Below are 26,232 nucleotides of genomic sequence, written 5' to 3' on the forward strand. Positions count from 1 at the left end.
CGATGCCTCTAAATATAAATATTTATTTTAAAAAACCTACTAAAAAAGTGTTGATTTTTCTTAGCAGGTTTTTGCGTATATATTAATTGGAAGGATAAATATGCACCGATAAAAAGAGCAGCTATGCACTACTGAAAAGAGCAGCTATGCTGCAATACGGAACATTTCTGCAATCAGTAACTTTTTTTGAGGGTAAGAACCTTTTTTGGATTAACTCGATAAGATGTAAATATGAAAGGGGATTGATGAGTATGAGAGAAAGAAAGTATGCACATTGAAAAAGAGCAGCTATGCTGCATATAAGAACATTTTTTTGAATTAATTAGTGGTATATGAGTATGAAAGGGGATTGATGAGCATGAGAGAAAGAAAGTATGTTAAATTTAGAGTTGATATGTATGATGACACAAAATTTAAAATAATAGATAGAATGTCTAATAGAGATCTTATTCACTATGTTTGGAACAGGATGGTTGTTTTAGCTGGAAAGGTAAATCAAGAGGGAGAATTATATATGTCAAGAAATATTCCATACACAGTAGAGAGCTTATCAATAGAATTTAATAGAGAGATAAGTGAAGTAAAAGCTGCGTTAGACGTTCTAGTGAATTTAGAAATGATTGAAATCGTAGATAATAATGTATACAAGGTGAAAAATTTTGTAAAGCATCAAAATATCAAAGTCAAGGAAAAATCTGAAGTTGTAAAAAAAGAAAATGAGATAGAAATTTTAGAAAAGACTGATATGGATAAAAGTAAGAATATAGAAGTAAGTTCTAAAGGTATGACTAACATACAAGGAAAAGTAGATATTAAAGAAAATAAGAATGATGAAATAGCACTTTTAAAGGTAGATAATCCAAAACTAAATAGTGAAAATAAATTTGATAACAATAGTAATGTGACGGAAGTAAAGAAGGATGAGATTGATCAACATAATAATTCTCCTGTAATTTTTGAAGTTAAAAAAGATGTAGGTAAGAAGAGAAAAGTAAATAAAAAGAAAAATGAGAGTATTATAGAAGTGTATGATGAGGATGATTCTACAGATAATAGACATAGGGATGATGCTATTTGCTGGCTTAGTGACGGTAATATTACTTTAGGAGAAGGAGAAACTATAATAGCTGAGTGGTCTTTTGAGTAATTGTAATATATATGGCAATTCACAATTACGGTTAAAATTCTTGCAATATTTTTAGAAGTATCATGAAGAATTATTATATATATTAAAATTGAGTTTCGATATTTTGCCTTAATTAAGTGCTTAGCCTATTAGAAATTTAAATATGAATTTATTATTAAAACATATATAATAATGCTAATTGTTTGAAAATAGGGAGTTAATATTGTATAATTATTTATAGAAATTAAGATATCTAAAAGGAAAAAGAAAGTTAGTTTCTAAAGATTTTTAAAGTAAATATAAGCAATATAGGAGGCAATAAATATGGAAAAAATAAAAATGTCAACTCCGTTAGTTGAAATGGATGGAGATGAAATGACAAGAATTATTTGGGGCGCAATAAAAGAGGAATTATTAAATCCTTTTATCGAATTAAATACAGAATATTATGATCTTGGATTAGAGTATAGAAATGAAACTGACGATCAAGTTACTGTAGATGCTGCAGAAGCTATCAAAAAGTATAAAGTTGGTGTGAAATGTGCAACTATTACACCAAATGCAGCAAGAGTTAAAGAGTATAATTTAAAAGAAATGTGGAAAAGTCCTAATGGAACTATAAGAGCAATATTAGATGGAACAGTATTTAGAGCACCAATTATAGTAGAACCAGTTAAGCCATATGTTAGAACATGGAAAAAGCCTATTACGATAGCAAGACATGCTTATGGGGATGTATATAGGGATGTTGAAATGAAAATAGAAGGTAAAGGTAAATGTGAACTTGTATTTACCTCTGAGACTGGCGAAGAAAAAAGAGAGTTAGTACATAACTTTGCAGGTGATGGAGTAGTCCTTGGTATGCATAACCTTAATAAGTCTATTGAAAGTTTTGCAAGAGCTTGCTTTAATTTTGCACTAGATACTAAACAAGATCTATGGTTTGCAACTAAAGACACAATTTCAAAGAAATATGATCATACATTTAAGGATATTTTTCAAGATATTTTTGATGATGAATATAAAGCTAAGTTTGATGAGGCAGGAATTGAATATTTCTATACGTTAATTGATGATGTTGTTGCTAGAGTTGTTAAATCAGAAGGTGGAATTATCTGGGCTTGTAAGAACTACGATGGAGACGTAATGAGTGATATGGTTGCTACAGCATTTGGTTCACTTGCAATGATGACATCTGTACTTGTCTCACCAGAAGGAAACTATGAATATGAAGCGGCACATGGAACTGTTCAAAGGCATTATTATAAACACTTACAAGGTGAAGAAACATCAACAAATTCTATTGCAACAATATTCGCATGGTCTGGAGCCTTAAAGAAAAGAGGAGAATTAGATAATAATTCAGCTTTAGTGGATTTTGCAGATAAATTGGAAAAGGCTTCAATTAAAACAATTGAAGATGGAATAATGACTAAAGACCTAGCATTACTTGCTGAGCATGATAACATTCAAACATTAAATACATTTGACTTTATTAAAGCTATAAGAAAGACATTAGAGGAGATACTTTAATCTTATTTTGTGTGATTTAATATTTAAGAATGAATACACACAATGTTATATCTGTGTTTTAATAATAGATTTATATTTAAAGTCTAGCACAACAAGTGCTAAGTTATGTTGAAAATTTAGAAATTTAACTAATATATATATAAAGTATAAATGAAAATAGGCTGTGCAAGATAGAATGTTTTTCTATTTTGGATAGTCTATTTTTTATATTCATTTTGAATAAAATGAATATAAAAAATATAGGAAACTTAGTTGATGATGTTATGTATATATATGTTGCAATTTAAAATGTACATTTTACAATTCACAATAATTCTAAAAAAATTTTGCAATATTTTTAGAGTTAGGATGAAGAATTATTTTGGTAATATATATTGAAATACACGGCATATGTTTGAGAATTCTAGTTAATAAAGTTTTTGAATAAGAGTAGAGTCTATATATTTAGCTAATAAAAATATATGTTTCTATAGTAAGAATTCTTATTTTTTATGAAAAAGTCATTTAAATTATTGAAGTTCATAGAATCAAATAATATATTAATAATTATAAATTTATTAAAATAATTAAGTAAATTTAACAAAAAAAGCAAAAATGCAATAATAAAACGTTACCAATTAATGAAAATATAATTTTTTAAAAAAGTCATTGAAAATCATTTTCAATGAGAGTGAAAAGTGCTATTATTATTTATAGAGAAGTTAATTAAAATCATTATCAATTGATTGTGACTTTAATTGGCGATAAAATATAAGGAATTATACATAAATAATTTATGCAAAAATTAGTGAATCTAATTAAGGGGGAAGCATTATGCCATTAATATTAGCTAATAAGGGAAATGAAATGAATATTAAAAAGATTACTGGAAATGATGAAACAAAAAGATTTTTAAACAGTTTAGGGTTTGTTACAGGTGAAACGGTTAAAATTATTTCTGAACTTGGAGGAAATCTAATAATAAATGTTAAGGATAGCAGAGTTGCATTAGATAAAAGAATGGCAAGTAGAATTATAGTTTAGGAGGATTTTTATAATGAACACATTAAAGGAGATTAAATGTGGACAAACTGTTAAGGTTAAAAAGGTTGATGGGTTAGGACCAGTCCGTAGACGTATTATGGATATGGGAATAACAAGAGGGTGTGAAGTGTATGTTCGTAAAGTGGCGCCACTTGGAGATCCAATAGAAGTAACAGTTCGTGGATATGAATTATCACTTCGTAAAGCTGATGCAGAAATGATACTTGTAGAGTAATTCAATACAAAAAAATATATACCATAGTTCAATTTAATAAAGAAAGGTATATATAGTGATGAGGAGGAATAGAAATGTCAATTAAAATAGGGCTTGCAGGTAACCCTAATTGTGGAAAGACAACTATGTTTAATGAACTTACAGGTTCATCACAATATGTTGGTAACTGGCCAGGGGTAACTGTTGAAAAAAAGGGTGGTAAGTTAAAAGGACATAAGGAAGTTGAAATTGTCGATTTACCAGGAGTTTATTCTCTATCACCATATACACTTGAAGAAGTTGTAACACGTAATTTTATGATAAATGATAGACCAGACGCAGTAATTAATATTGTGGATGCATCTAATATAGAAAGAAATTTATATTTAACAACTCAGATTTTGGAATTAGGAATTCCTACAGTTATAGCACTTAACATGATGGATATTGTAGAGAAAAATGGAGATAAAATAGATATTAATAAATTATCAAAAACTCTAGGGTGTCCAGTAGTTGAAACTTCTGCACTTAAAGGGAATGGTGTTAAAGCAGCAGCGGAAAAGGCTATAGAAATAGCTAATTCAAAGAAAAAGCCAAATTTTCAAGTGCCATTTTCAAAAGAAGCTAGAGATGCTTTTAAAGAGATAGAAAAAATTGTCCAAGGTAATATACAAGGTAAAGATACTAATATTAATTGGCTTTCTATAAAATTATTTGAGCGTGATAAAAACATAATAGATAATTTAAAAATTCCAGAAAAAATATTAAGTGATATAGAAGCAGTAATACAGAAATATGAAAATGAACTTGATGACGATAGTGAAAGTATTGTTACTTCAGATAGATATGCATTTATAGGAGATGTAGTTTCAAGTGCGATTAAAAAGAGCAGTAATGGAAGAGAAACAACATCAGACAAAATTGATAAAATTGTTACAAATCGTTTCTTGGCATTGCCAATTTTTGTGGTTATTATGTATGCAGTATATTATATTGCAATAACAATAGGGACAATAGGAACTGATTGGATTAATGATACGTTATTTGGAGAGATAATTCAAGGAAGTGCTTCAGATTGGATGGCAAGTGCAAATGTAGCTGACTGGTTACAAGGATTAGTCATTAATGGAATAATTAGTGGAGTAGGTTCGGTAATTGGATTTGTACCACAGATTATACTTTTATTCTTATTCTTATCTGTACTTGAGGACTGTGGATATATGGCCCGTGTAGCATTTATTATGGATAGAATTTTCCGTAAGTTTGGTCTTTCAGGGAAGTCATTTATACCAATGCTTATTAGCTCTGGTTGTGGTGTACCTGGTATTATGGCAACACGTACAATGGAAAATGAGAGAGATAGAAAAATGACAATTATGTTAACTACATTTATTCCTTGTAGTGCTAAGTTGCCAATTATAGCTTTAATTGCATCAGCATTCTTTAATGATTCAGCGTGGGTAGCTCCATCAGCATATTTCTTGGGAATAATAATGATTGTTGTTTGTGGAATTATATTAAAGAAAACAAAATTATTTTCTGGAGATCCTTCACCATTTGTTATGGAATTACCACAATATCATATACCAAGCGCAAAAAGTGTAGTCATTCATATGTGGGATAGAGTAAAAGCATTTATAGCAAAAGCCGGAACAATAATTTTAGTTTCTTGTGCAGCAGTATGGTTCTTACAATCATTTAATTGGTCATTCGAAATGGTAGACGCAGATAATAGTATATTAGCAAGCCTAGGAAATATTATTGCACCTATATTTGCACCACTTGGCTTTGGAAATTGGCAATCATCAGTTTCAACAGTTACAGGACTTGTTGCAAAGGAAAATCTTGTTGGAACATTTGGTGTCTTATATGGAATAGCAGATGCATCTGAAACTGATCCGACATTAATTAATAATGTTGGTGCAATGTTTACAGCAGCAAGCGGGTTTGCATTTATGGCATTCAATTTACTTTGTGCTCCTTGTTTCGCGGCAATTGGTACAATAAGACGTGAAATGGGAAATTGGAAATGGACATTTATTACTATAGGATTCCAGACAGCAACTGCATATATAGTGGCACTTGTTATTAACCAAGTTGGTAATTATATATTGGGGGTTGGAAGTTTAGTTGGAGCTGTAGTTTCAATTATAATTGCAGTAGCTGTAGTATTTATAGTTATAGCAACAGGAAGAAAAGGATCAAAAGGATCAAAAGAAAAAGTAGTTAATGCTAATTTAAGTTATACAAAATAATGTTTATACAACTAGATTTAAGTATAACGGTTTACTTAGATTAAGATTTGAGGAGTGATAATTATGGTGGCAACAATTATATTAGCTGGTATAATATTTGGATTTATGGCATTTGTAATAGGGAAGCAAATAAAAAAAGCTAAAAATGGAGAAAGTGGTTGCGGATGTGGATGCTCCGGTTGTTCATCAGCTAATGCATGCCACGGAATAAAAATAAAGCAAAAATAGAATGCTAATAATTAAATATGTTGCAATTAGAAACCTATATTTTAGTATTAAATGAGCAATTAGTTTATTAGTATATTAGATGTAAATATTGCGGCATATATGTTAAGTAGTTGTTTAAGGCAACTACTTTTTTTATTCTCCAGATTCTAAAGTCTCCTATGATTTTGTTCTTTTCTTGAATAAATGTATTGACAAAGTGAATAATATAAACTATAGTATAAATCATATAAATCCTATTGAAATAATAGGGATTAAAACAAATATGAGTATAACCAATAAAATAATACGAATTATTGATGTTGTTATAAATTCTTTAATTGAGATTTAGATAGGCAATTATAACTAAAAGCCTACTAAACATATATGATAAATAATGGATTTGAAAGGGGCAAATGTTATGAAGAAGAGAAGAATATTAAGTGTTACGCTTTCTATAGCTTTAATAATGGGGGCTTTTATAGGTTGTGGAAAGCAAGAAGCTAATAGTGAAAATTCAGACAGTAAAAAACCTGTAGAGCTTTTGAATGTATCATATGATCCAACAAGAGAATTATATACAAAATTTAATGATAGTTTTATAAAATATTGGAAGGAAAAGACTGGACAAGATGTAACAATAAATCAATCTCATGGAGGCTCTGGTGCACAGGCGCAATCAGTAATTGGCGGATTGGAAGCTGATATTGTAACCTTAGCTCTAGGCTATGATATAGATGCTATAAGTCAAGCTGGTCTTGTAAATAATGATTGGCAAAGTAAATTTAAAGAAAATAGTTCACCATATACATCGACTATAGTTTTTCTTGTTAGAAAAGGAAATCCTAAGAATATAAGGGATTGGGATGATTTGACAAAGGATGGAGTTTCAATAGTAACCCCGAATCCAAAAACATCAGGAGGAGCTAGATGGAACTACTTGGCAGCTTGGGCCTATGCATCGAAAAAGTATAATGGTGATGAAAAGGCTATAAAAGATTTTATGTCAAAATTATACTCAAATGTAGTAGTATTGGATTCAGGAGCTAGGGGGGCAACAACAAGTTTTGTTGAGAGAGGATTAGGTGATGTACTTATAGCATGGGAAAATGAGGCCCTTTTATCACTTAATCAACTTGGAAAAGATCAGTATGAAATAGTAGTGCCATCATTAAGTATTTTGGCAGAACCGCCTGTTGCTGTAGTTGATAAAGTTGTTGATAAAAAGGGAACTAGAGAAGTTGCGCAGGGGTATTTAGATTATCTATATACTAAAGAAGGACAAGAAATAGCAGCAGAAAATTACTATAGACCTAGAGATAAGGAAGTTGCTGAAAAGTATAAGAGCACATTTCCAGAAGTTAATTTAGTTACAATAGACAGTGAATTTGGAGGATGGGCGAAAGCTCAGGAAACTCATTTCTCAGATGGAGGAACATTCGATCAAATTTATATTCCTAAAAAATAATGATTCGATGAGCCCAATAAGTTAATATTAAGTTTATAATCATAAATACAAACTTTGGTAATTTCAAAATATAAACAAGATTTTACAAAATAATAATTTCAAAAACTTACTAAATAAAATTTAACATTTTCATTTGGTAAGTTTGGTTTTTGTTAAAAATTAATATTTTTAAGTTAATTTTATTGACAAAAACATAAATTTCCCTTATAGTATATTTCATATAAAGTTTATAAAATTAGTAGGAAATAAAAAAGACATTATACATATTTAGTTAAACGGTGCAATCATCACATCAAGCATTATTTTATATAATACATTGAGATAAAGTTTTAATAATATGTGAATTAATTAGGTTTCTATATGGCAGTCTCAATTGGATCTTAGATTAATAAAACTTTAAGTGTAAATTTATTACTGCAACGTATACTAAAGCTTGTTATTTGCAGGGCGTTATTTAATTAAAACCCTACTAAACATATATGAATATTGATTTTTTACATATGAGCAATAAATATTTATGAAAAAAGATTGGGGAGAATATTGTGAAAAAAACTGGGATTTTATGTTTGATGCTTTCTATTACATTAATTACTGGGGCTTTTGTTGGATGTGGAAAGCAAGGAACTAATGGCGATAATAGCAAAAAACCAGTGGAACTCTTGAATGTATCATATGATCCTACAAGAGAATTATACACTAAGTTTAATGAAAGTTTCATAAAGTACTGGAAAGAAAAAACTGGACAAGATGTAACAATAGATCAATCTCATGGAGGATCTGGTTCACAAGCGCAGGCAGTTATGGGAGGATTAGATGCTGATATTGTGACTTTAGCATTAGGATATGATATTGATGCCATAAGCAAAGCTGGTCTTTTGAATAGTGATTGGCAAAGTAGGTTTAAAGAAAATAGTGCACCATATACTTCAACTATTGTTTTTCTTGTTAGAAAAGGAAATCCAAAGAATATAAAAGATTGGGATGACTTAACAAAGGATGGTGTTTCGATTGTAACACCAAATCCAAAAACTTCAGGTGGAGCTAGATGGAATTACTTAGCGGCCTGGGCTTATGCATCAAAAAAATATAATGGTGATGAAAATTCTATAAAAGAGTTTATGTCCAAGTTATATTCGAATGTAGTTGTATTAGATTCAGGATCAAGAGGAGCAACTACTAGTTTTGTTAGAAGAGGATTAGGTGATGTTCTTATAGCTTGGGAGAATGAAGCTATGTTATCACTAGAGCAGCTTGGAAAAGATAATTATGAAATAGTAACTCCATCTTTAAGTATTTTAACAGAGCCATCGGTTGCAGTTGTAGATGAAGTTGCTGATAAAAGAGGTACTAAAGAGGTTGCTGAAGCATACTTGGGCTACTTATATACTAAAGAAGGACAAGAAATAGTAGCTCAAAACTATTACAGGCCAAGAGATAACGAAGTTGCTGAGGAATATAAGGATACATTTCCTAAATTGGATCTTGTAACAATAGATGATTCCTTATTTGGAGGATGGAAAAAAGCTCAAGAGACTCATTTCTCAGATGGAGGAACATTTGACCAAATCTATATTCCTAAAAACTGAGAATATTAGAGTATAAAGTGAAAATCGATTTAGAGGGGGATACCAAAAGGAATTTTAGTTGGACTTATACCATCAAGGAGAATCAAATCTGGGAGATTGCCAGTTTTATATCCAACTTAAATAAGAGGAAGATAAAAGTGGCTAGGTATCAGAGAAATTCTTAAATATAGTAATTATTTTGTTAGAGTGGGGGATGAATATGAGCAAGACAAAAAGAGTTATTCCTGGATTTAGATTGACAATGGGTTTTTCTCTTGTTTACCTAAGCCTTATAGTTTTAATTCCTTTATCAGCTTTAGTCATAAAGTCAGGGGGAATGGGATTAGATAAATTTCTTAGTACAGTATTAAATGCTAGAACATTACACGGATACTTGGTAAGTTTTGGTGCTGCATTTATAGCAGCGATAATAAATAGCATATTCGGAGTTATCTTAGCGTGGGTTTTAGTCAGATACGATTTTCCATTTAAAAGATTTATAGACGGAATAATTGATTTACCATTTGCACTGCCAACAGCTGTTGCAGGTATCTCACTTACTACCTTATATTCTGAGAATGGTTGGATAGGAAAAATACTTTATTCATTTGGAATAAAATCATCATTTTCTATTTTAGGAATTGTTATAGCTTTAACATTTATAGGAATTCCGTTTGTTGTAAGAACAATTCAACCGGTTCTTGAAGATTTAGATGGACAATATGAAGAAGCGGCGGCAATGCTTGGAGCCAGTAGAGTAAGAACTTTTTGCAAAGTAATATTTCCAGAAATATCAGCACCATTATTAACTGGATTTGGTTTAGCCTTTGCAAGAGGTGTTGGTGAGTATGGAAGTGTAGTGTTTATCGCAGGAAATCTTCCAATGAAAACAGAAATTGCACCTCTTTTAATTATGTCAAGATTGGAACAATACGATTATAGTGGTGCTACGGCTATAGCTTTAGTTATGTTAGGTGCTTCATTCTTAATATTATTCGTTATAAATGGAATTCAACTATACAATAGTAAATTAAAGCAGATATGAGGTGAGTAGTAAGTGAAAAAAACATCGATGAATAGAAGTGAAAATAAATTATTGAAATACGGTTTGATAGGTATAAGTATAGTTTTTCTTACATTAATGCTTATTATTCCACTGATATCGATAATTTCTGAAGCTTTGGCTAAAGGATTTAGTGCATATATTAAAGCAATTTCAGATGGATATACTCTTAAAGCTATGAACCTCACATTAATAGCTACGTTAATAGCAACAATCATGAATACTATATTTGGTATATGTGTTGCATGGACTATAACAAAATTTAAATTTAGAGGGAAGAACTTGCTAGGAACCTTAATTGATTTACCATTTGCAATATCACCTGTTATTGCAGGATTAATATTCGTATTAACATTTGGAAAAGGGAGCTTTTTAGAAAATATTTTAGTTCCAAATAATATAAAAATAGTATTTGCTGTACCAGGGATAATATTAGCAACTATATTTGTAACCTTTCCGTTTGTAGCGAGAGAGATAATACCTTTAATGAATGCTCAGGGAACTGATGAAGAAGAAGCAGCAGCGATGATGGGAGCTAATGGATTTAATATATTTAGAAAAATAACTCTTCCTAATATTAAATGGGGACTTATATATGGAGTAATACTTTGTGCAGCAAGAGCAATGGGAGAGTTTGGGGCAGTATCAGTGGTATCTGGTCATATTAGAGGAAAGACAAATACTCTTCCATTACACATTGAAATCTTATATAACGAATATCAATTTTCAGCAGCTTTTGCAGTTGCTTCAATATTGGTAATCATTGCAGTTATTGTTTTAATATTGCGTAATATTGTGGAATGGAAAACTAAGAAGGGGGTGTAGTATCTATGTATGTGGAACTAAAGAATATTAATAAAAGATTCGGAGATTATAAGGCGTCTGACAATGTTAGTTTTAGGATAGAGCAGGGAAAATTAATTGGTCTTTTAGGCCCAAGTGGAAGTGGTAAGACTACTATACTTAGGATGATAGCAGGTCTTGAAACTCCAGATGAAGGAGATATCATTATTAATGGAGTTAAAGTCAATGATATAGAACCGGGAAAAAGAGGAATTGGCTTTGTATTTCAAAGTTATGCTCTATTTCGTCATATGACAGTTTATGATAATGTAGCGTTTGGTCTTGTGGTACAAAAAGCTAAAAAAGATTATATACATGAGAGAGTTATGGAACTTATAGAGCTTATTGGTCTTAAAGGTCTTGAAAAAAGGTATCCAGGCCAATTGTCTGGTGGACAAAGACAACGTGTAGCTTTTGCTAGAGCACTTGCTCCTAATCCACAGTTGTTACTACTAGATGAGCCTTTTGCAGCAATTGATGCGAAGGTAAGAAAAGAACTTAGAAGATGGCTTAGAGAAACAATATCGAAATTGGGAATAACAAGCATTTTTGTAACCCATGATCAAGATGAAGCTGTAGAAGTGGCAGATGAAATAATAATAACAAATAGAGGGAAAATTGAGCAGAAAGGTAGCCCAGTTGAGATATATAAGAATCCAAAGACTCATTTCGTAGCGCAATTTATTGGTGAATCCAATCTAATAGATGATTATACTAAGCTAAAAGGATTTGAAGTTGTGAACCCTAAAGAAACAAAAGCAATAGTACGTCCTGAGTTTATACAAATTGCTAAAAATGATAAGGAGATTTTGACTCCTCTTGCAGCAGAAAAGGGAATTGTAAAAGGTATTGCATTTAGAGGAAATAATCTTGAAATAGACGTACAGGTAGGGAACCAAATATTTTATGGATATCGTAGTTTGGAAGATGAAGAATTAAAAATTGGTGAAGAAGTTTTCGTTTTAATCCATAGAGTTTATGCATTTGATGAAAAAAGTGCAAATGTTGTGGAAAATAAGATTAAAACAGAAGAAATGTCTGTATTTATTTAACACGGCACAATCAAAAAATATTGACCTTAAAAAAAGGAGATATGCTATGAGTAAGAACGTTCAAGTAAAACAATTAGAAACTGATATATTAATTATTGGAGGAGGTACTGCTGGGTGCTATGCGGCCTTAACCATACGTGAAAATTCTAATGCATCCGTACTTATACTTGAAAAAGCTAATATTAAGAGAAGTGGGTGCTTAGCAGCCGGAGTAAATGCAATCAATGCATATATAGTTAAAGGAAGAAAGCCTGAAGACTATGTGGATTACGCTAAAAAAGATGCAGATAATATTGTGCGTGAAGATCTACTTCTTACAATGTCACAAGGTTTAAATAAGGTAACAAAAAAGTTAGAGGATTTAGGGCTTGTTATCTTAAAAGATGAAAATGGCGAATATGTGGCTAGAGGAAATAGAAATATAAAAATTAATGGTGAAAATATTAAACCTATTTTAGCAGATGCAGTGCAGGAACTAAACGATGTTACTGTTATGAATCAAGTTAATGTTATTGATTATATTGTAAAAGATAATCAGATACTTGGCGCTTTTGCAGTTGGTGTAGAAGAAGAAATTCTATATGAAATTAAAGCAAAAAAGGTAATATGCGCAACTGGTGGAGCAGCAGGTCTTTATAAACCTAACAATTCAGGTTTTTCAAGACATAAAATGTGGTATCCTCCGTTCAACACTGGTGCAGGGTATGCTATGGGAATAAAAGCAGGGGCTGAAATGACTACTTTTGAAATGAGATTTATTGCTTTGAGATGTAAAGACACGATTGCACCAACGGGTACAATTGCTCAAGGTGTAGGCGCAAAGCAGGTAAATTCAAAAGGAGAAGTTTATGAAACAAAATATGGTCTAACTACATCAGAAAGAGTTTATGGAACAGTAAAGGAAAATCAAGAAGGAAGAGGGCCTTGTTATTTAAGAACAGAAGGTATTACTTCCGCTCAAGATGAGGAATTAAAAAAAGCATATTTAAACATGGCTCCTAGTCAAACTTTAAAATGGATAGAATCAGGAAAAAATCCAAGTGAGCAAAATGTAGAAATTGAAGGAACAGAACCATACATAGTAGGTGGACATACTGCTAGTGGATATTGGGTTGACACTAAAAGAGAAACAACAATAAAAGGTCTTTATGCAGCAGGTGATGTAGCTGGTGGATGTCCACAAAAGTATGTTACAGGAGCATTAGTAGAAGGCGAAATTGCAGCAAAGGCAGCAGTTGAAGCAATAAATAATAGTGATAAAAATGTTATTACTTTATCAACAGTTGAAGAAGATTTACTTATGAAGAAAAAGAAATTAGAAGTTGAAAAAGTATTAAACTCTGAAAATCAGATATTTAATTTTGAACAACTTGAAGAAGCAATGCAGAAGGTAATGGACACTTATGCAGGTGGAATTGGAAGTAGTTATCAGTTCAATGAAAAGCAGCTTGAACTTGCAATGGAGAAAATTGAGCAAATTGAGAAATCGAGTGAAAGTCTTTATGCAGAAGATATGCATGAATTGATGTTTGTATATGAATTAAAAGAGAGACTTACTCTTTGTAAATCTGTAATTGCCCATTTAAAAGCGAGAAAAGAAACTAGATGGCACAGCTTTGCAGAAAACCTTGATTATCCAGAGAAAAGCGATGAATGGTTAAAATATGTTAATTCGAAGCTTGTAGATGGCAAACTTAAAATGTTATATAGAGATTTAGTGGGAAGAGGTGAAACATATGAGCATAGCAATTAATAAAAATAAATGCATAGGATGCAAAAGATGTTTAGCTGTGTGTCCAGGAAGTCTTATAAAATCAACTGAAGATGGCAAGAAAGTATATATAAGATATCCTAAAGATTGTTGGGGATGCTCTTCTTGCATAAAAGAATGCCCTACAGGTTCGATTTCGTTATATCTAGGAGCAGATATGGGTGGAAGAGGAAGCAAACTTACAGTTAAATTTAAAGATGATATTGCAGATTGGAAGATTGAAGAAACTGATGGAACAGAGCATTCAATCAAAATAAACCGTAAAGATTCAAATCAATATTAGAATTAATGCACAATTCACGATTCACAATAAATATATTTAAAAATTTAGATTAGCAAATAGGGGGACTAATATATGAGCGAATTATCACATCTTGACAAATTAGAAGCAGAAGCAATTTATATTATTAGAGAAGTAGCAGCAGAATGTGAAAAGCCAGTAATGCTATATTCAATTGGTAAAGACAGTTCAGTTATGTTACATCTTGCAATGAAAGCATTTTATCCTGAAAAGCCACCATTTCCTTTCATGCATATAGATACAACATGGAAGTTTAAAGAAATGATCGAATTTCGTGATAAGACAGCAGAAAAATTAGGAATTGAGATGATTGTCCATTCAAATGAAGAAGGTATAAAGCAAGGGATTAATCCTTTTGATCATGGATCAGCATATACTGATATCATGAAGACACAAGCTTTAAAACAAGGATTAAGTAAATATGGATTTACAGCAGCCTTTGGTGGAGGACGTCGTGATGAAGAAAAATCTCGTGCAAAGGAAAGAATTTTCTCTTTCAGAAATGAAGCGCAAGCATGGGATCCTAAAAATCAAAGACCAGAAATGTGGAAGCTTTATAACACTAAAATAAATAAAGGTGAAAGTATGAGAGTTTTTCCAATTTCAAATTGGACTGAAAATGATATCTGGCAGTATATAAAGCGTGAAAATATTGATATAGTTCCTTTATATTTTGCAAAAGAAAGACCATGCATTGAGCGTGATGGCAATATTATTATGGTAGATGATGATAGATTAAAGCTATTACCTGGTGAGAAGGTTGAGCATAAAAAAATAAGATTTAGAACACTTGGATGTTATCCGTTAACAGGTGGTTTTGAATCAGATGCAGTTACTTTGGATGCTATTATTGAGGAAACCCTTAGTGCCGTATCATCTGAAAGAACAACTAGAGTTATTGATAGTGAAGCAGCAGGTAGTATGGAAAGAAGAAAGAGAGAGGGGTATTTCTAAGATGAAGAGCTTATTAAAGTTTATAACATGTGGTAGTGTAGATGACGGAAAATCTACTCTTATTGGGCATATTTTATATGATTCAAAGCTTTTATATGCAGACCAAGAAAAAGCTTTAGAATTAGATAGCAAAGTTGGAAGTAGAGGCGGAGCAATAGACTATTCTCTATTATTAGATGGTTTAATGGCAGAACGTGAGCAAGGAATTACAATAGACGTTGCATATCGTTATTTCACAACTGATAATAGAAGTTTTATAGTAGCAGATACTCCAGGACATGAAGAATATACTAGAAACATGGCAGTAGGTGCATCCTTTGCAGAGCTTGCTATTATATTAATAGATGCAAAGCAAGGAGTGTTAGTACAAACAAGAAGACATGCAAGAATTTGTTCTTTGATGGGTGTAAAACATTTTGTATTTGCAGTTAATAAGATTGATTTAGTAGGTTACAGTGAAGAAAGATTTTTAGAAATTGAAGAGCAAATTAAAGAATTAGTAAATGAACTTTTATTAGAAAATGTTCATTTAATTCCTGTATCAGCTACGGAAGGGGATAACGTTACTAAGAAGTCAGAAAATACTCCATGGTATCAAGGGGAAGCGCTTTTACCATATCTAGAAAATGTAGAGATTGATAGTAAGTCAGAAGAAGGCTTCTATATGCCAGTTCAAAGAGTATGTAGACCGAATCATACGTTTAGAGGATTCCAAGGAGAAATTGAAGCTGGAAGTATTTCTGTAGGAGATGAAATTACAACACTTCCTAGCAATGAAAAAGCATTAGTAAAAAGTATTCATATTACTGATAAGGAATCGCAAAGTGCTGGAAAAGGTCAATCTGTTACAATACAGCTTAATAAAGAAGTTGATGTATCGAGAGGCTGTGTACTTACAAAAGAAACTGATATTACTACAAGTAAGTTAATTAGTGCAAAGATTCTTTGGATGGATGACTCGGAATTAACGGCTGGTAAAGAGTATTTTGTAAAAGTAGGTACTAAGATGCTGACTGGTGTTGTTACAGATGTAAAATATAAAATTGATGTTAACACAGGAGAGCATTTACCAACTGGTTATTTAACAAAAAATGAAATAGCAGCATGTGATATTCTATTATCTGAAAAGATAGTTGTTGATAAGTTTGATGCGCATAAAACATTAGGAGAACTTATTTTAATAGATCGTATCACTAATATGACATCAGCTTGTGGTGTTATAGAAGATGTTCATAATAATGATACTAAAAATGCAAAATTTGCTTTTGAGTACAATGAATTAAAAGCAAGAGGAGATATTTTTGAAGAATTCTATTATGATACAGAAACTTTATCTATATTCAAATATAAACCAGAAGAAAAGACTTATACTGTAGGCGATGAGCTTCCAATAGAAGGTGATAGCTACAAATATCCAGATAACTTTGATTTACTAGTTCTTCGTGACTCAATAGTAATTGAAATACGTGATAAGAAAATTACAGATATTAAATCTATTGGCGATTATAAATATCAAGAAGTTCCAGTTATTAATGGCAGAGGATTTGAAGTTAAGGTAAATTCTAATGAAGAAGTTGTAAAATTCTTAAATGAATATAAAGAAGCTAACGAGAAAACTCTAGGAGATTTCTTAAATAGATGGGTTAGATTTGAAACTTATAGAAGAGTAGTTTTTCATAGTACTAAATAGAAAATGTATAAAGGTGTTGTCTTAAATACAGAATATAAAAAATAAATCAAAGAAGCCTTAAAAATGATTGGTAAATTATTTTTGAGGCTTCTTTTACTAACGTTTATTATTAATAAATGCAATTACTAGATTTTAAATTCGAAGTTATATAATGTATTATTATGTTATAATATTAGGAAAAATATACTATATTTATATTTGTTTTATTGAAAAAGGAATTATTTGATGATAAAGTTTAATGTAGGTAGATAGGGGTGATTAATTTTATGAAACATAAAATATTATTGTTTAATTGTAAACCTGGCATGATTTTGGCTGAGGACATAATATGTAATGGTTTAAAATTAGCGTCTAAGAATACAATACTCAATTCATATATAATAGATAAATTGATTAGTCTTGGAGAATATAGTGCTCATATCTATGTTTCGGGAGAAAACAATAGCTTGGGTAAAAGTAATATGGATAAAATTAAAGAATTTGAAGAGGATTATGATGTAAGTATATTCGATATTAAAGAATTAATAAGAGGATTGATTACAACAAATAAAATGAATTCTGAGAGTATTTCTAAAATATCTAAATCGATAATAAAGTATTTAGATGAGCCTAACATCATAATTAAGTGTCTAGTTGCGTTAAATAAAGCAGATGAGTATACTTATACGCATTGTATAAATGTAGCAATATATTCAATGCTTATAGCAAAATGGATGAATTTATCTTCAGGCACAGTTAAAGAAATTATTGAATCAGGACTTCTTCATGATATCGGCAAGATTAAAATAGACAATGAAATATTGAACAAGCCAGGTCAGCTAACAAGAGAAGAATTTGATGAAATTAAGAAACATACTATTTTAGGATATGATATAATAAATGATTATGATTATTTTAGTAGAAGTATAAAAGATGCAATACTTATGCACCATGAAAGAATTGATGGATCTGGATATCCGTTTGGAAAGTTAGGAATAGATATTACATTAAACGCAAAAATTGTTGCAGCAGCAGATACATTTGATGCAATGATATCAAATAGAGTATACAAGAAAGGCGTAACTCCACTTAAAATATTTCAAATGTTTTTGACTGAAGGAGTAAAATTGTATGATACTTCAGTTATTTTTACACTCTTAGAAAATATAAGCCCATATTATATAGGAATGAAGGCAAGGCTTGAGGATGGTAGGATAGGTGAAATTATGTATATACCTCCAAATGATATACTAAGTCCTATTGTAAAAATTAATGATGAACTTATTGATTTTTCAAGAAGAAAAGACTTGGATATAAGTGATATATTTGTATAACAGTTAGTAATATAGGAATGTGGAAATTTAAAACTTAAAAAAATACTGTGTGTATATGTCGAATCGTAATTCCATTTTTGGAAATAATATAGATAATAAAATTAGAATATTAGTATATCTAGATGAAAACTTTTATTAATGCAAAAAAAGCAAATAGAATATAAGTTGACAATTATATAGAGTATTTTTCGCCAAACATAGACTCGAAGTAGATTTTAAGCTACTTTGAGTCTGTTTTTTTTGTAGAAATTTATAGAAAGGGCAAAATGAAATTTTAATATAAAAAGATTATTTGATTATATAATTTGATAAAAATTATTAGATGATAATACCAATTAATGCAATATATTATTACATTAAACAATATAATATCATTATTGACAAATAAGACCAAAAATTATAATATAAAATTAATAAAAATTAATATTTTTTTATAGTAAAGATAATAAAGTGTTGTTTTTTAAAAATATATATAAAATTAAATTATAAAAAGTAAAAAATATAAAGAAATTTGTGCGTGGAGGAGTGGATGCGAAAAGGATTCTTGGAATCTATAATTAATGGAGCTAGAGGATTCATTATAAAACCATATAAAGAAGATTACTTAGCTGATACTTTAAAAAAATTATAGTGAATTTTACTAGAATATTTGTGGAGGAAGACTATATGAATGAATTATTGGATATTCAACACATTGCTTTTGAATTAGCAAGCGAGAAGTATGCTCTTAAGATTAGTGATGTTTATGAAATTATTAGAATGCAGCAAATATCTCCAACACATAATAGTAAATTCTTTTTGGAAGGCGTTATTAATTTAAGGGGAAAGGTAATTCCGGTAGTTAATTTACATAAAAGGTTTAAACTAATAGAATGCGCTAGAACTAAAGAAACTAGAATAATAGTGGTAAAAAGTAGGGAAGAGATGATTGGTATAATTGTGGACAAGGTTGATTCAGTCATACAATTCGATGATATCCAACCAACGCCAAAAGTTGTTGCAGGTATTGATGGAGAGTACTTTGAAGGAATAGGAATTACAGAAAATGGAGTGATAAGCTTATTGAAGATAGATATAGTTCTTCATGATTAGGGGGGTGTGAAATGTCTAATATATATGAAATGCCTGAAATGGTAAGTGCATTTTTGGATGAAGTGGAAGAGCAGATACAACTTTTAGAACAAGGAATTTTAGAATTAGAAAAGAAAGATGAAGTCAGCAAAGTTATACAAGATATTTTTAGGGTAGCACATACATTGAAGGGATCCTCTTCAGCTATGGGGTATGAAAAGATGAAATCGCTTACTCATGAGATGGAAAATGTACTTGATAAAATTAGGAATAATTTTATGGAAGTAACGGAGCCAATAATTAACGTTTTGTTTGAATGTACTGACTGCTTAACTTTATTAAAAAGAGATTTTATAGAGTATAAGAATGATACAGAAGTAGACATTGATGATATCATAGGAAAACTTAGGCGTATACAAAGTATTGATGTGGACAAAACTGAAGGCAATCAATTTATGGGAGTAAAAAGAGAAATTAGTCATGAATATGACAATGAGATGATAGTATTTGAGCTAGATGATGAGAAAAGGCATACAATAGAAAATGAAAGGCTAAATGGGCGCTCTTGTGTTGTTTGTGAGATTAAGATCTCAGAGGATAGTCTTATGAAAGCAACGAGAGCTTTTCTTATACTTAATTCGTTAAATGATATTGGAGAGGTTGTAGGATCTAGTCCTAATGTATTAGAACTATTGGATGAAGATGAAAATATTAATACTATAAATTATTTATTAATTTCAAAATTGGGGACAGAGGAAATTGAATCAAGAATTAAGCATAAATTAATGGATATTGATGATGTTAATGTGTTTGATTATGAATTTACAAAATTAGATAAAGAAAAGATAGATACTAAAGATATAGAAAATATAGCTAAGATAGAAGGAGAAATAGTAACGGATAAAATTGATGAGATAAACGGTGAAAAGAAAGTTCTACAAGAGATTAAAAATGAAAAAAAATTATCACAAACTATTAGAGTCGATATAGAACGTCTTGAACATATGATGAATTTGGTTGGAGAGATGGTTATTGAACAGACTAGAATTGCTCAAGTAAGCAATACTTTACATAACAAATATATAGCTGATGATTCAGTTGAAGATTTAATTGGAATATCAAGTCGTGTATCAAGAGTAGTTAGTGAACTTCAAGAAAGCATAATGAAAGCTCGTATGGTACCAGTGCAACAGCTATTTAGTAGATTCCCGAGGTTGGTAAGAGATCTTGCTAATTCATTAGAGAAAGAGGTGGAGTTGGTTCTTGAGGGTGGAGAGACAGAAATGGACAGAACTATAATTGAAGATATTACTGATCCTTTGATTCATCTTGTAAGAAATTCCCTAGATCATGGAATAGAAAAACCTAGTACTCGTATAGGCAAAGATAAGCCTTCAAAAGGAACTTTGAAAATAAAGGCATTTCACCAAGAAAACCATGTGATTGTGACAATTGAAGATGATGGTGCTGGTTTAAATTTAGAAAAGATAAAGCAATCAGCAATTAAGAAAGAAGTAATTTCAGCTCAAGAAGCAGAAATATTATCAGACCAAGAGATAATAAATCTTATTTTTCAAACAGGGCTATCAACAGCTAATAATTTAAGTGACGTTTCAGGTAGAGGCGTAGGAATGGACATTGTTAGAAATCATATAGATAAACTAAATGGGATTATTGATGTAGAAACAAAAGAGGGAGAAGGAAGTAAATTTACGATTAAACTACCACTAACGCTTGCAATACTTGCAGGGTTATTAGTTAAAATTCATAATGAAATTTATGCTCTTCCAATGAGTAACATAATTGAGATAGTAAGAAAACCAAAGAGTGAAATTGAATATATTAAAAATCAATCTGTTGTTGTGATTAGAGACAAAGTCCACCCCCTAGTATGGTTGCATGATTATTTTAAGTTACCTAGAGAAAACAAAAAGAGAAATGTATTTATTGTGGTTTTAGGTATTGCAGAAAAAAGGTTCGGTATTGTAGTTGATGAATTAGTTGGAAATCAAGAAATAGTAGTTAAACCTTTAGGTTCTTACATAGGAAAAATTGAGGGGATATCGGGTGCAACAATACTTGGTGATGGAAGTGTTGCTCATATATTCGACGTAGTAGGAATATCAAAAATGATTAGTAACAAAAATATAAAAGATAGTGATAATTTTAGTAACAATGAGATTCAATAAGCAAAAGATCAGAAAGTGTGGAGGCGTATATAAATGGGTAGTTTTAAAAGAAATATCGGAATTAAGCTTATGGGAGGTTTAAGAAGTGTAGATAATACAGTTCTTGCATCTAAAAAGCTTGATGAGAAATTAAAAGAATTATCAAGTATAAATGAACAAGTTACAAAAGGAACAATTGATCAATCAGAAGCTGTAAAATCAGTAAATTCTCTTACAAGTGAAATGTCTAAATCTATAAATGGAGTTGTGATAAATGCAGAGCAATTAACGAATGCTGCTCAAAAGTCGCAAAGATCACTTGAAGAAATAGCTGTATCAGCAAAACAGGTCGCAGGTAATAGCGAAAGTGTATCAGGTTCAATTGAAGAAATATCAAATTCAATTGAGGAAATGGGAAAATCAATTAAAGTGGTCGCAGGCAATGCGGAAGAAATGACTGGATCAGCTAAGGAAGTTTCAGAAGCAATACAAGAAATGGTGGCATCAATTCAGCAAGTAGCAGGGAATGGAGAGAGCGCATCAAAATCAGTAGAAGAAATCTCTTCCTCAGTAGAGCAAATGGGGAAATCAGTTAAAGGAGTAGCAGGAAATGCAGAAAGTTTAACTTCTTCAGCAAAAGAGGTGACTGCATCAATTCAAGAAGTGGTGGCATCAATTCAGCAAGTAGCAGGAAATAGTGAAAGCACAGCAAGTTCAGTAGAACAAATATCAGCATCTATTGAAGAAATGGGAAAATCAATACAAGGTGTTGCAAAAAATGCAGAGGGATTGAAGGATACTGCCGAAAATGCAGAAGAATCGGTGCAATCAATTGTGGTATCAATTGAACAAGTTGCAAAAAATAGTAAAAGTACAGCAAGCTCAGTAGAACAAATATCATCATCTATAGAGCAAATGGGAAAATCAATAAAGAGAGTGGCAGGGAATGCCGAAAGTTTGAAAGGTTCAGCAGAAGAATCTACAATGGCTGTTCAAGAAGTAGTAGCATCAATTCAGCAAGTAGCAGGAAATAGTGAAAGTACAGCAGGTTCAGTAGAACAAATATCATCATCAATAGAACAAATGGGAAAATCAATAAAGGGAGTAGCCGGGAATGCCGAAAGTTTAAAAGGATCAGCAGAAGAAGCTACAGAAGCAGTGCAAGAAATAGTAGCCTCAATAGAACAGGTAGCTGGAAACAGTGAAAGCACAGCAAAATCAGTAGAAGAAATATCAGTTTCAATAGAACAAATGGGAAAATCAATAAAGGGAGTAGCAGAAAATGCAGAAAGTTTAAAAGGATCAGCAGAAGAAGCTACAGCAGCAGTACAAGAAATGGTAGTTTCTATTCAACAAGTGGCAGGAAATAGCGAGAGTACGGCAAGTTCAGTAGAAGAAATATCATCATCAATTGAAGAAATAGGAGCTTCAATAAAAGGAGTAGCAGGTAATGCAGAAAATTTAAAAGGATCTACAGAAGAATCATCAGTTGCAGTTCAAGAGATGGTAGCATCAATCCAACAAGTAGCAGGAAATAGTGAAAGTACAGCAAGTTCAGTTGAAGAAATATCATCATCAATTGAAGAAATGGGTGTATCAATAAAAGGAGTAGCCACTAATACAGAAAGTTTAAAAGTTTCAACAGATGAATCAGCAGCGGCCATACAAGAAATGGTAGCATCAATACAGCAAGTAGCAGGAAATAGTGAGAGCACAGCAAGTTCAGTTGAACAAATATCGTCATCAGTAGAACAAATGGGTAAATCAGTTAGGGGAGTAGCAGGAAATGCCGAAAGTTTAAGAGGATCTGCAAATGAAGCAGCGGCTGCAGTTCAAGAGGTAGTAGTATCGATTCAGCAAGTAGCAGGAAATAGTGAAAGTACCACAAGATCAGTAGAAGAAATATCTGCGTCCATAGAAGAAATGGGAAAATCTATTCAAGGAGTAGCGGGTAATGCTGAAGAACTGCAAAAAGCTTCAAATGAAACTTATAAGACGGTTGAGGACATGGCGGCATCAATAAGTCAAGTGGCTCAAAATGCTCAAAATGTAAATTCATTAAGTGATTTAGTGAAATTGGATGTTAAGGATGGACAAACAGCTGTAGCTAATACATTAGTCGCTATAGGTGAAATATCTGAGGTTATCCACAAGGCAGAAAGTGTAATAACTAACTTAGGAAAGAGTTCTGATAAAATTGGAAGCATTATAGATGTAATAGATGATATAGCAGATCAAACAAATTTGCTTGCGTTAAATGCAGCAATTGAAGCTGCAAGAGCAGGGGAACACGGAAAAGGATTTGCGGTAGTAGCTGATGAAGTGAGAAAACTAGCTGAGAGAACGGCTACAGCTACAAAGGAAATATCTGAACTTATAAAAGGAATCCAGGGAGAAACTACCAATGCAATTAAGGCGATAGAAGTTGGCACTGAGAAAGTTGAATATGGATCAAGATTAAGTAATGAAGTTGGGACTGTAATAGAAAAAATAGTTGGTGGAATAGAAAATGTGACTAATGAAATCAAAGAAATAACTCTGGCAACTGATAGTCAAAATAAAGGAAGTAGAGAAATACTCGAATCTATGAGAAATGTTACTAATCAAGCATCTATGGTTACACAGGCTACAAGGGAACAAGCTATAAGTGTAGAAAATGTAATAAAAGGTGTAGCAAATGCAAGAGAACAAGTAGTGCAAATTAATATAGCAATGAATGAACAATCTAAACAAGGACAAAATATTGTTGGAGCTGTCGAAAATGTAACAAATCAAGCAGATGAAGTTGCAATAGCAGTAAAAGAACAAGTTATTGGCATAGATGAAATAATAAAAGGTGTCGAAAATTCAAGAGAACAAGTAAGACAAATAACAGTAGCGGTAAAAGAACAAGCAAGTCAAGGGGGAAATATTAGTAAAGCCATAAATAACGTTGTTAATCAAACAAATGAGGTTACAATAGCAGTAAGGGAACAAGCAGCTGGCGTAGAGGAAGTAATAAAAGGTGTTGTAAATGCTAAGGAACAAGTAAGGCAAATAACAGTAGCAGTGAAAGAACAGGCAAAACAAGGAAAAAATATCGCTTTGTCTATAGAAAATGTTGTTAATCAAACAAATGAGGTCGCAGTAGCAGTAAAAGAGCAAGCAGCGGGAATTGATGAAGTAATAAAAGGTGTAGCGAACGCAAGAGAGCAGGTAAGACAAATAACAGTAGCAGTAAAAGAACAGGCAAAACAGGGACAAGATATTGTTGGATCTGTAGAAAATGTAACAAATCAAGCAGCACAGGTGACTACGGCTGTTAAAGAACAAGCAAATGGAGTAGATGAAGTAATTAAAGGCGTTGTAAATGCAAGAGAACAAGTAATACAAGTAACACTTGCGGTAAAAGAACAAGCAAAACAAGGTGGAGATATTGTAGCAGCGGTAGAAAATGTAACAGATCAAGCAGCTCAAATAGCTTTAGTAACTAATGAACAAACAATAGGCGTAGAAGAAATAGTTAAAGGAATAGTTAATGCAAGAGAGCAAGTAAGACAAATTACTGTCGCAGTAAAAGAACAGGCAAAACAGGGACAAGATATTGTTGCATCTGTAGAAAATGTAACAAATCAAGCAGCACAGGTGACTATGGCTGTAAAAGAACAAGCTAATGGAGTAGATGAAATCATTCAAGGTGTAGTAAATGCAAGAGAACAAGTTAAGCAGATAACTGATGCAATGATGTCACAGACGATACAAGGGAAATCAATGACTAAGCTAGTAGGAGAGGTTACAAGTCAAACTGCAGAAGTAACACAAGCTATGAAAGAGCAAGCAGCTGGAGTATTTGAAATAGTAAAAGGAATAGAAAATGCCAGAGAACAAGTAAAACAAATAACAGTAGCAGTGAAAGAACAAGCAAAACAAGGGAAAGACATTGTAGCTTCTGTAGAAAATGTAGCAGAACAATCAGAGCAAGTGACAAGAGCATTGAAAGAACAAGCTATAGGAGTTGAAGAAGTAGTCAAGGGAATAACTAATTCTAGAGAACAGGTAAGACAAATAGCTATAGCAGTAAAAGAGCAGGCAAAGCAAGGAAAGAATATTGTAAATTCAGCAGAAAATGTTACAAGAGTAGCACAACAAGTTACTGAGGCATCTAAAGAGCAGGCATCAGGAGTAGAAAATATTATAAAAGGTGTAAGACGTTCTAGGGAAGATATGAAGCAGATAACTTGGACTATGAATGAACAAACAAAATCTACTGATAGAACCACAGATAACTTTAAGAATGTTACGGAACAAGCAAGTGAAGTAACAATGGCTACTAAGGTACAGGCAAGAGAAGTTGAAGAGCTTAGAAAACATATTGAAGATATAAATAATGTAGTTAATTTAAATGTAAGAGATGTTCAAAAAACTTCAAGTATTACTAGAGAACTTTCTGAGTATACGTTAGAAATAAAAAAATCATTAGAGGAGTTAGTTGAATAATTAGATAATAAATTCTATATGAGTATATAAGTTGCTAAGGGAAAATTATATTAAGGTTAATTATTAGAATTTAGTAATTCTAAATTTTAAAATATTTAAAGCAACTTATATATCAAAGGAATAAATTGTGGTTTTAAATATA

General features: G+C 31.5%; 19 protein-coding genes. All 19 read left to right on the plus strand.

Annotated elements, in window-relative coordinates; genetic code table 11:
• Nucleotides 1-352: 352 nt before the first annotated feature.
• The 19 genes from L3B96_RS21590 (at nt 353) to L3B96_RS21680 (ending at nt 26,090) form a co-directional block, all read left to right on the plus strand.
• Nucleotides 353-1,147 (plus strand): phage replisome organizer N-terminal domain-containing protein, encoded by a 795-nt coding sequence (locus L3B96_RS21590; protein WP_238948537.1) that lies wholly within the window; start codon nt 353-355, stop codon nt 1,145-1,147.
• 303 nt (nt 1,148-1,450) lie between these two features.
• The gene (locus L3B96_RS21595) at nt 1,451-2,659 is read left to right on the plus strand and encodes an NADP-dependent isocitrate dehydrogenase (protein WP_238948538.1); all 1,209 of its coding nucleotides are present in this window, start codon (nt 1,451-1,453) and stop codon (nt 2,657-2,659) included.
• An 813-nt stretch (nt 2,660-3,472) separates the two neighbouring features.
• The gene (locus L3B96_RS21600; RefSeq protein WP_012060355.1) at nt 3,473-3,682 is read left to right on the plus strand and encodes a FeoA family protein; all 210 of its coding nucleotides are present in this window, start codon (nt 3,473-3,475) and stop codon (nt 3,680-3,682) included.
• A gap of 13 nt (nt 3,683-3,695) precedes the next feature.
• Nucleotides 3,696-3,917 (plus strand): ferrous iron transport protein A, encoded by a 222-nt coding sequence (locus tag L3B96_RS21605; RefSeq protein WP_012060354.1) that lies wholly within the window; start codon nt 3,696-3,698, stop codon nt 3,915-3,917.
• Between the two features lie 74 nt (nt 3,918-3,991).
• On the plus strand, nt 3,992-6,151 hold the full coding sequence (feoB, locus tag L3B96_RS21610) for a ferrous iron transport protein B (RefSeq protein WP_238900576.1): 2,160 nt from the start codon (nt 3,992-3,994) through the stop codon (nt 6,149-6,151).
• Nucleotides 6,152-6,214: 63 nt separating this feature from the next.
• Entirely contained in the window at nt 6,215-6,379 is a 165-nt protein-coding gene (locus L3B96_RS21615) for a FeoB-associated Cys-rich membrane protein (RefSeq protein ID WP_012060352.1), read from the plus strand.
• Nucleotides 6,380-6,776: 397 nt separating this feature from the next.
• Nucleotides 6,777-7,823: a sulfate ABC transporter substrate-binding protein gene (locus tag L3B96_RS21620; protein ID WP_275297309.1), complete on the plus strand. Its 1,047-nt coding sequence runs from the start codon at nt 6,777-6,779 to the stop codon at nt 7,821-7,823.
• Nucleotides 7,824-8,365: 542 nt separating this feature from the next.
• A complete protein-coding gene (locus L3B96_RS21625; RefSeq protein ID WP_343073104.1) occupies nt 8,366-9,409 on the plus strand; it encodes a sulfate ABC transporter substrate-binding protein in 1,044 nt (347 codons plus the stop codon).
• A gap of 199 nt (nt 9,410-9,608) precedes the next feature.
• Nucleotides 9,609-10,433 carry a sulfate ABC transporter permease subunit CysT gene (gene cysT, locus L3B96_RS21630; RefSeq protein ID WP_238900577.1) on the plus strand — a complete coding sequence of 275 codons (825 nt, stop codon included), beginning with the start codon at nt 9,609-9,611 and terminating at the stop codon, nt 10,431-10,433.
• 27 nt (nt 10,434-10,460) lie between these two features.
• The gene (gene cysW, locus L3B96_RS21635) at nt 10,461-11,276 is read left to right on the plus strand and encodes a sulfate ABC transporter permease subunit CysW (RefSeq protein ID WP_238900615.1); all 816 of its coding nucleotides are present in this window, start codon (nt 10,461-10,463) and stop codon (nt 11,274-11,276) included.
• A 5-nt stretch (nt 11,277-11,281) separates the two neighbouring features.
• A complete protein-coding gene (locus L3B96_RS21640) occupies nt 11,282-12,346 on the plus strand; it encodes an ABC transporter ATP-binding protein (protein WP_012060347.1) in 1,065 nt (354 codons plus the stop codon).
• Nucleotides 12,347-12,392: 46 nt separating this feature from the next.
• Nucleotides 12,393-14,099 (plus strand): adenylyl-sulfate reductase subunit alpha, encoded by a 1,707-nt coding sequence (locus tag L3B96_RS21645; protein ID WP_238948539.1) that lies wholly within the window; start codon nt 12,393-12,395, stop codon nt 14,097-14,099.
• A complete protein-coding gene (locus tag L3B96_RS21650; protein WP_236896386.1) occupies nt 14,083-14,400 on the plus strand; it encodes a ferredoxin family protein in 318 nt (105 codons plus the stop codon). The genes L3B96_RS21645 and L3B96_RS21650 overlap by 17 nt, the downstream gene beginning before the upstream one ends.
• Before the next feature lie 72 nt (nt 14,401-14,472).
• Nucleotides 14,473-15,372: a sulfate adenylyltransferase subunit CysD gene (gene cysD / locus L3B96_RS21655; protein ID WP_023973163.1), complete on the plus strand. Its 900-nt coding sequence runs from the start codon at nt 14,473-14,475 to the stop codon at nt 15,370-15,372.
• Between the two features lies 1 nt (nt 15,373).
• Nucleotides 15,374-17,062 carry a GTP-binding protein gene (locus L3B96_RS21660; protein ID WP_238948540.1) on the plus strand — a complete coding sequence of 563 codons (1,689 nt, stop codon included), beginning with the start codon at nt 15,374-15,376 and terminating at the stop codon, nt 17,060-17,062.
• Nucleotides 17,063-17,328: 266 nt separating this feature from the next.
• Nucleotides 17,329-18,375, plus strand: coding sequence for an HD-GYP domain-containing protein (locus L3B96_RS21665; RefSeq protein ID WP_238948541.1), 1,047 nt, complete (start codon nt 17,329-17,331; stop codon nt 18,373-18,375).
• A 666-nt stretch (nt 18,376-19,041) separates the two neighbouring features.
• Nucleotides 19,042-19,467, plus strand: coding sequence for a chemotaxis protein CheW (locus L3B96_RS21670; RefSeq protein ID WP_238900581.1), 426 nt, complete (start codon nt 19,042-19,044; stop codon nt 19,465-19,467).
• Nucleotides 19,468-19,478: 11 nt separating this feature from the next.
• The gene (locus tag L3B96_RS21675; protein ID WP_238948542.1) at nt 19,479-21,635 is read left to right on the plus strand and encodes a chemotaxis protein CheA; all 2,157 of its coding nucleotides are present in this window, start codon (nt 19,479-19,481) and stop codon (nt 21,633-21,635) included.
• Between the two features lie 33 nt (nt 21,636-21,668).
• Entirely contained in the window at nt 21,669-26,090 is a 4,422-nt protein-coding gene (locus tag L3B96_RS21680; RefSeq protein WP_238948543.1) for a methyl-accepting chemotaxis protein, read from the plus strand.
• Nucleotides 26,091-26,232 lie beyond the last annotated feature (142 nt).

Origin of the sequence: Clostridium sp. YIM B02569 (genome assembly GCF_022320765.1) — a bacterium.
Lineage (GTDB): Bacteria > Bacillota > Clostridia > Clostridiales > Clostridiaceae > Clostridium > Clostridium beijerinckii.

Coding starts and splice junctions, on each gene's coding strand:
- L3B96_RS21600 (WP_012060355.1), top strand. CDS start 3,473: ATGCCATTAATATTAGCTAATAAGGGAAATGAAATGAATATTAAAAAG.
- L3B96_RS21675 (WP_238948542.1), top strand. CDS start 19,479: ATGTCTAATATATATGAAATGCCTGAAATGGTAAGTGCATTTTTGGAT.
- L3B96_RS21615 (WP_012060352.1), top strand. CDS start 6,215: ATGGTGGCAACAATTATATTAGCTGGTATAATATTTGGATTTATGGCA.
- L3B96_RS21665 (WP_238948541.1), top strand. CDS start 17,329: ATGAAACATAAAATATTATTGTTTAATTGTAAACCTGGCATGATTTTG.
- cysD (WP_023973163.1), top strand. CDS start 14,473: ATGAGCGAATTATCACATCTTGACAAATTAGAAGCAGAAGCAATTTAT.
- L3B96_RS21590 (WP_238948537.1), top strand. CDS start 353: ATGAGCATGAGAGAAAGAAAGTATGTTAAATTTAGAGTTGATATGTAT.
- L3B96_RS21645 (WP_238948539.1), top strand. CDS start 12,393: ATGAGTAAGAACGTTCAAGTAAAACAATTAGAAACTGATATATTAATT.
- cysT (WP_238900577.1), top strand. CDS start 9,609: ATGAGCAAGACAAAAAGAGTTATTCCTGGATTTAGATTGACAATGGGT.
- L3B96_RS21650 (WP_236896386.1), top strand. CDS start 14,083: ATGAGCATAGCAATTAATAAAAATAAATGCATAGGATGCAAAAGATGT.
- L3B96_RS21595 (WP_238948538.1), top strand. CDS start 1,451: ATGGAAAAAATAAAAATGTCAACTCCGTTAGTTGAAATGGATGGAGAT.
- L3B96_RS21680 (WP_238948543.1), top strand. CDS start 21,669: ATGGGTAGTTTTAAAAGAAATATCGGAATTAAGCTTATGGGAGGTTTA.
- feoB (WP_238900576.1), top strand. CDS start 3,992: ATGTCAATTAAAATAGGGCTTGCAGGTAACCCTAATTGTGGAAAGACA.
- cysW (WP_238900615.1), top strand. CDS start 10,461: ATGAATAGAAGTGAAAATAAATTATTGAAATACGGTTTGATAGGTATA.
- L3B96_RS21660 (WP_238948540.1), top strand. CDS start 15,374: ATGAAGAGCTTATTAAAGTTTATAACATGTGGTAGTGTAGATGACGGA.
- L3B96_RS21670 (WP_238900581.1), top strand. CDS start 19,042: ATGAATGAATTATTGGATATTCAACACATTGCTTTTGAATTAGCAAGC.
- L3B96_RS21605 (WP_012060354.1), top strand. CDS start 3,696: ATGAACACATTAAAGGAGATTAAATGTGGACAAACTGTTAAGGTTAAA.
- L3B96_RS21620 (WP_275297309.1), top strand. CDS start 6,777: ATGAAGAAGAGAAGAATATTAAGTGTTACGCTTTCTATAGCTTTAATA.
- L3B96_RS21640 (WP_012060347.1), top strand. CDS start 11,282: ATGTATGTGGAACTAAAGAATATTAATAAAAGATTCGGAGATTATAAG.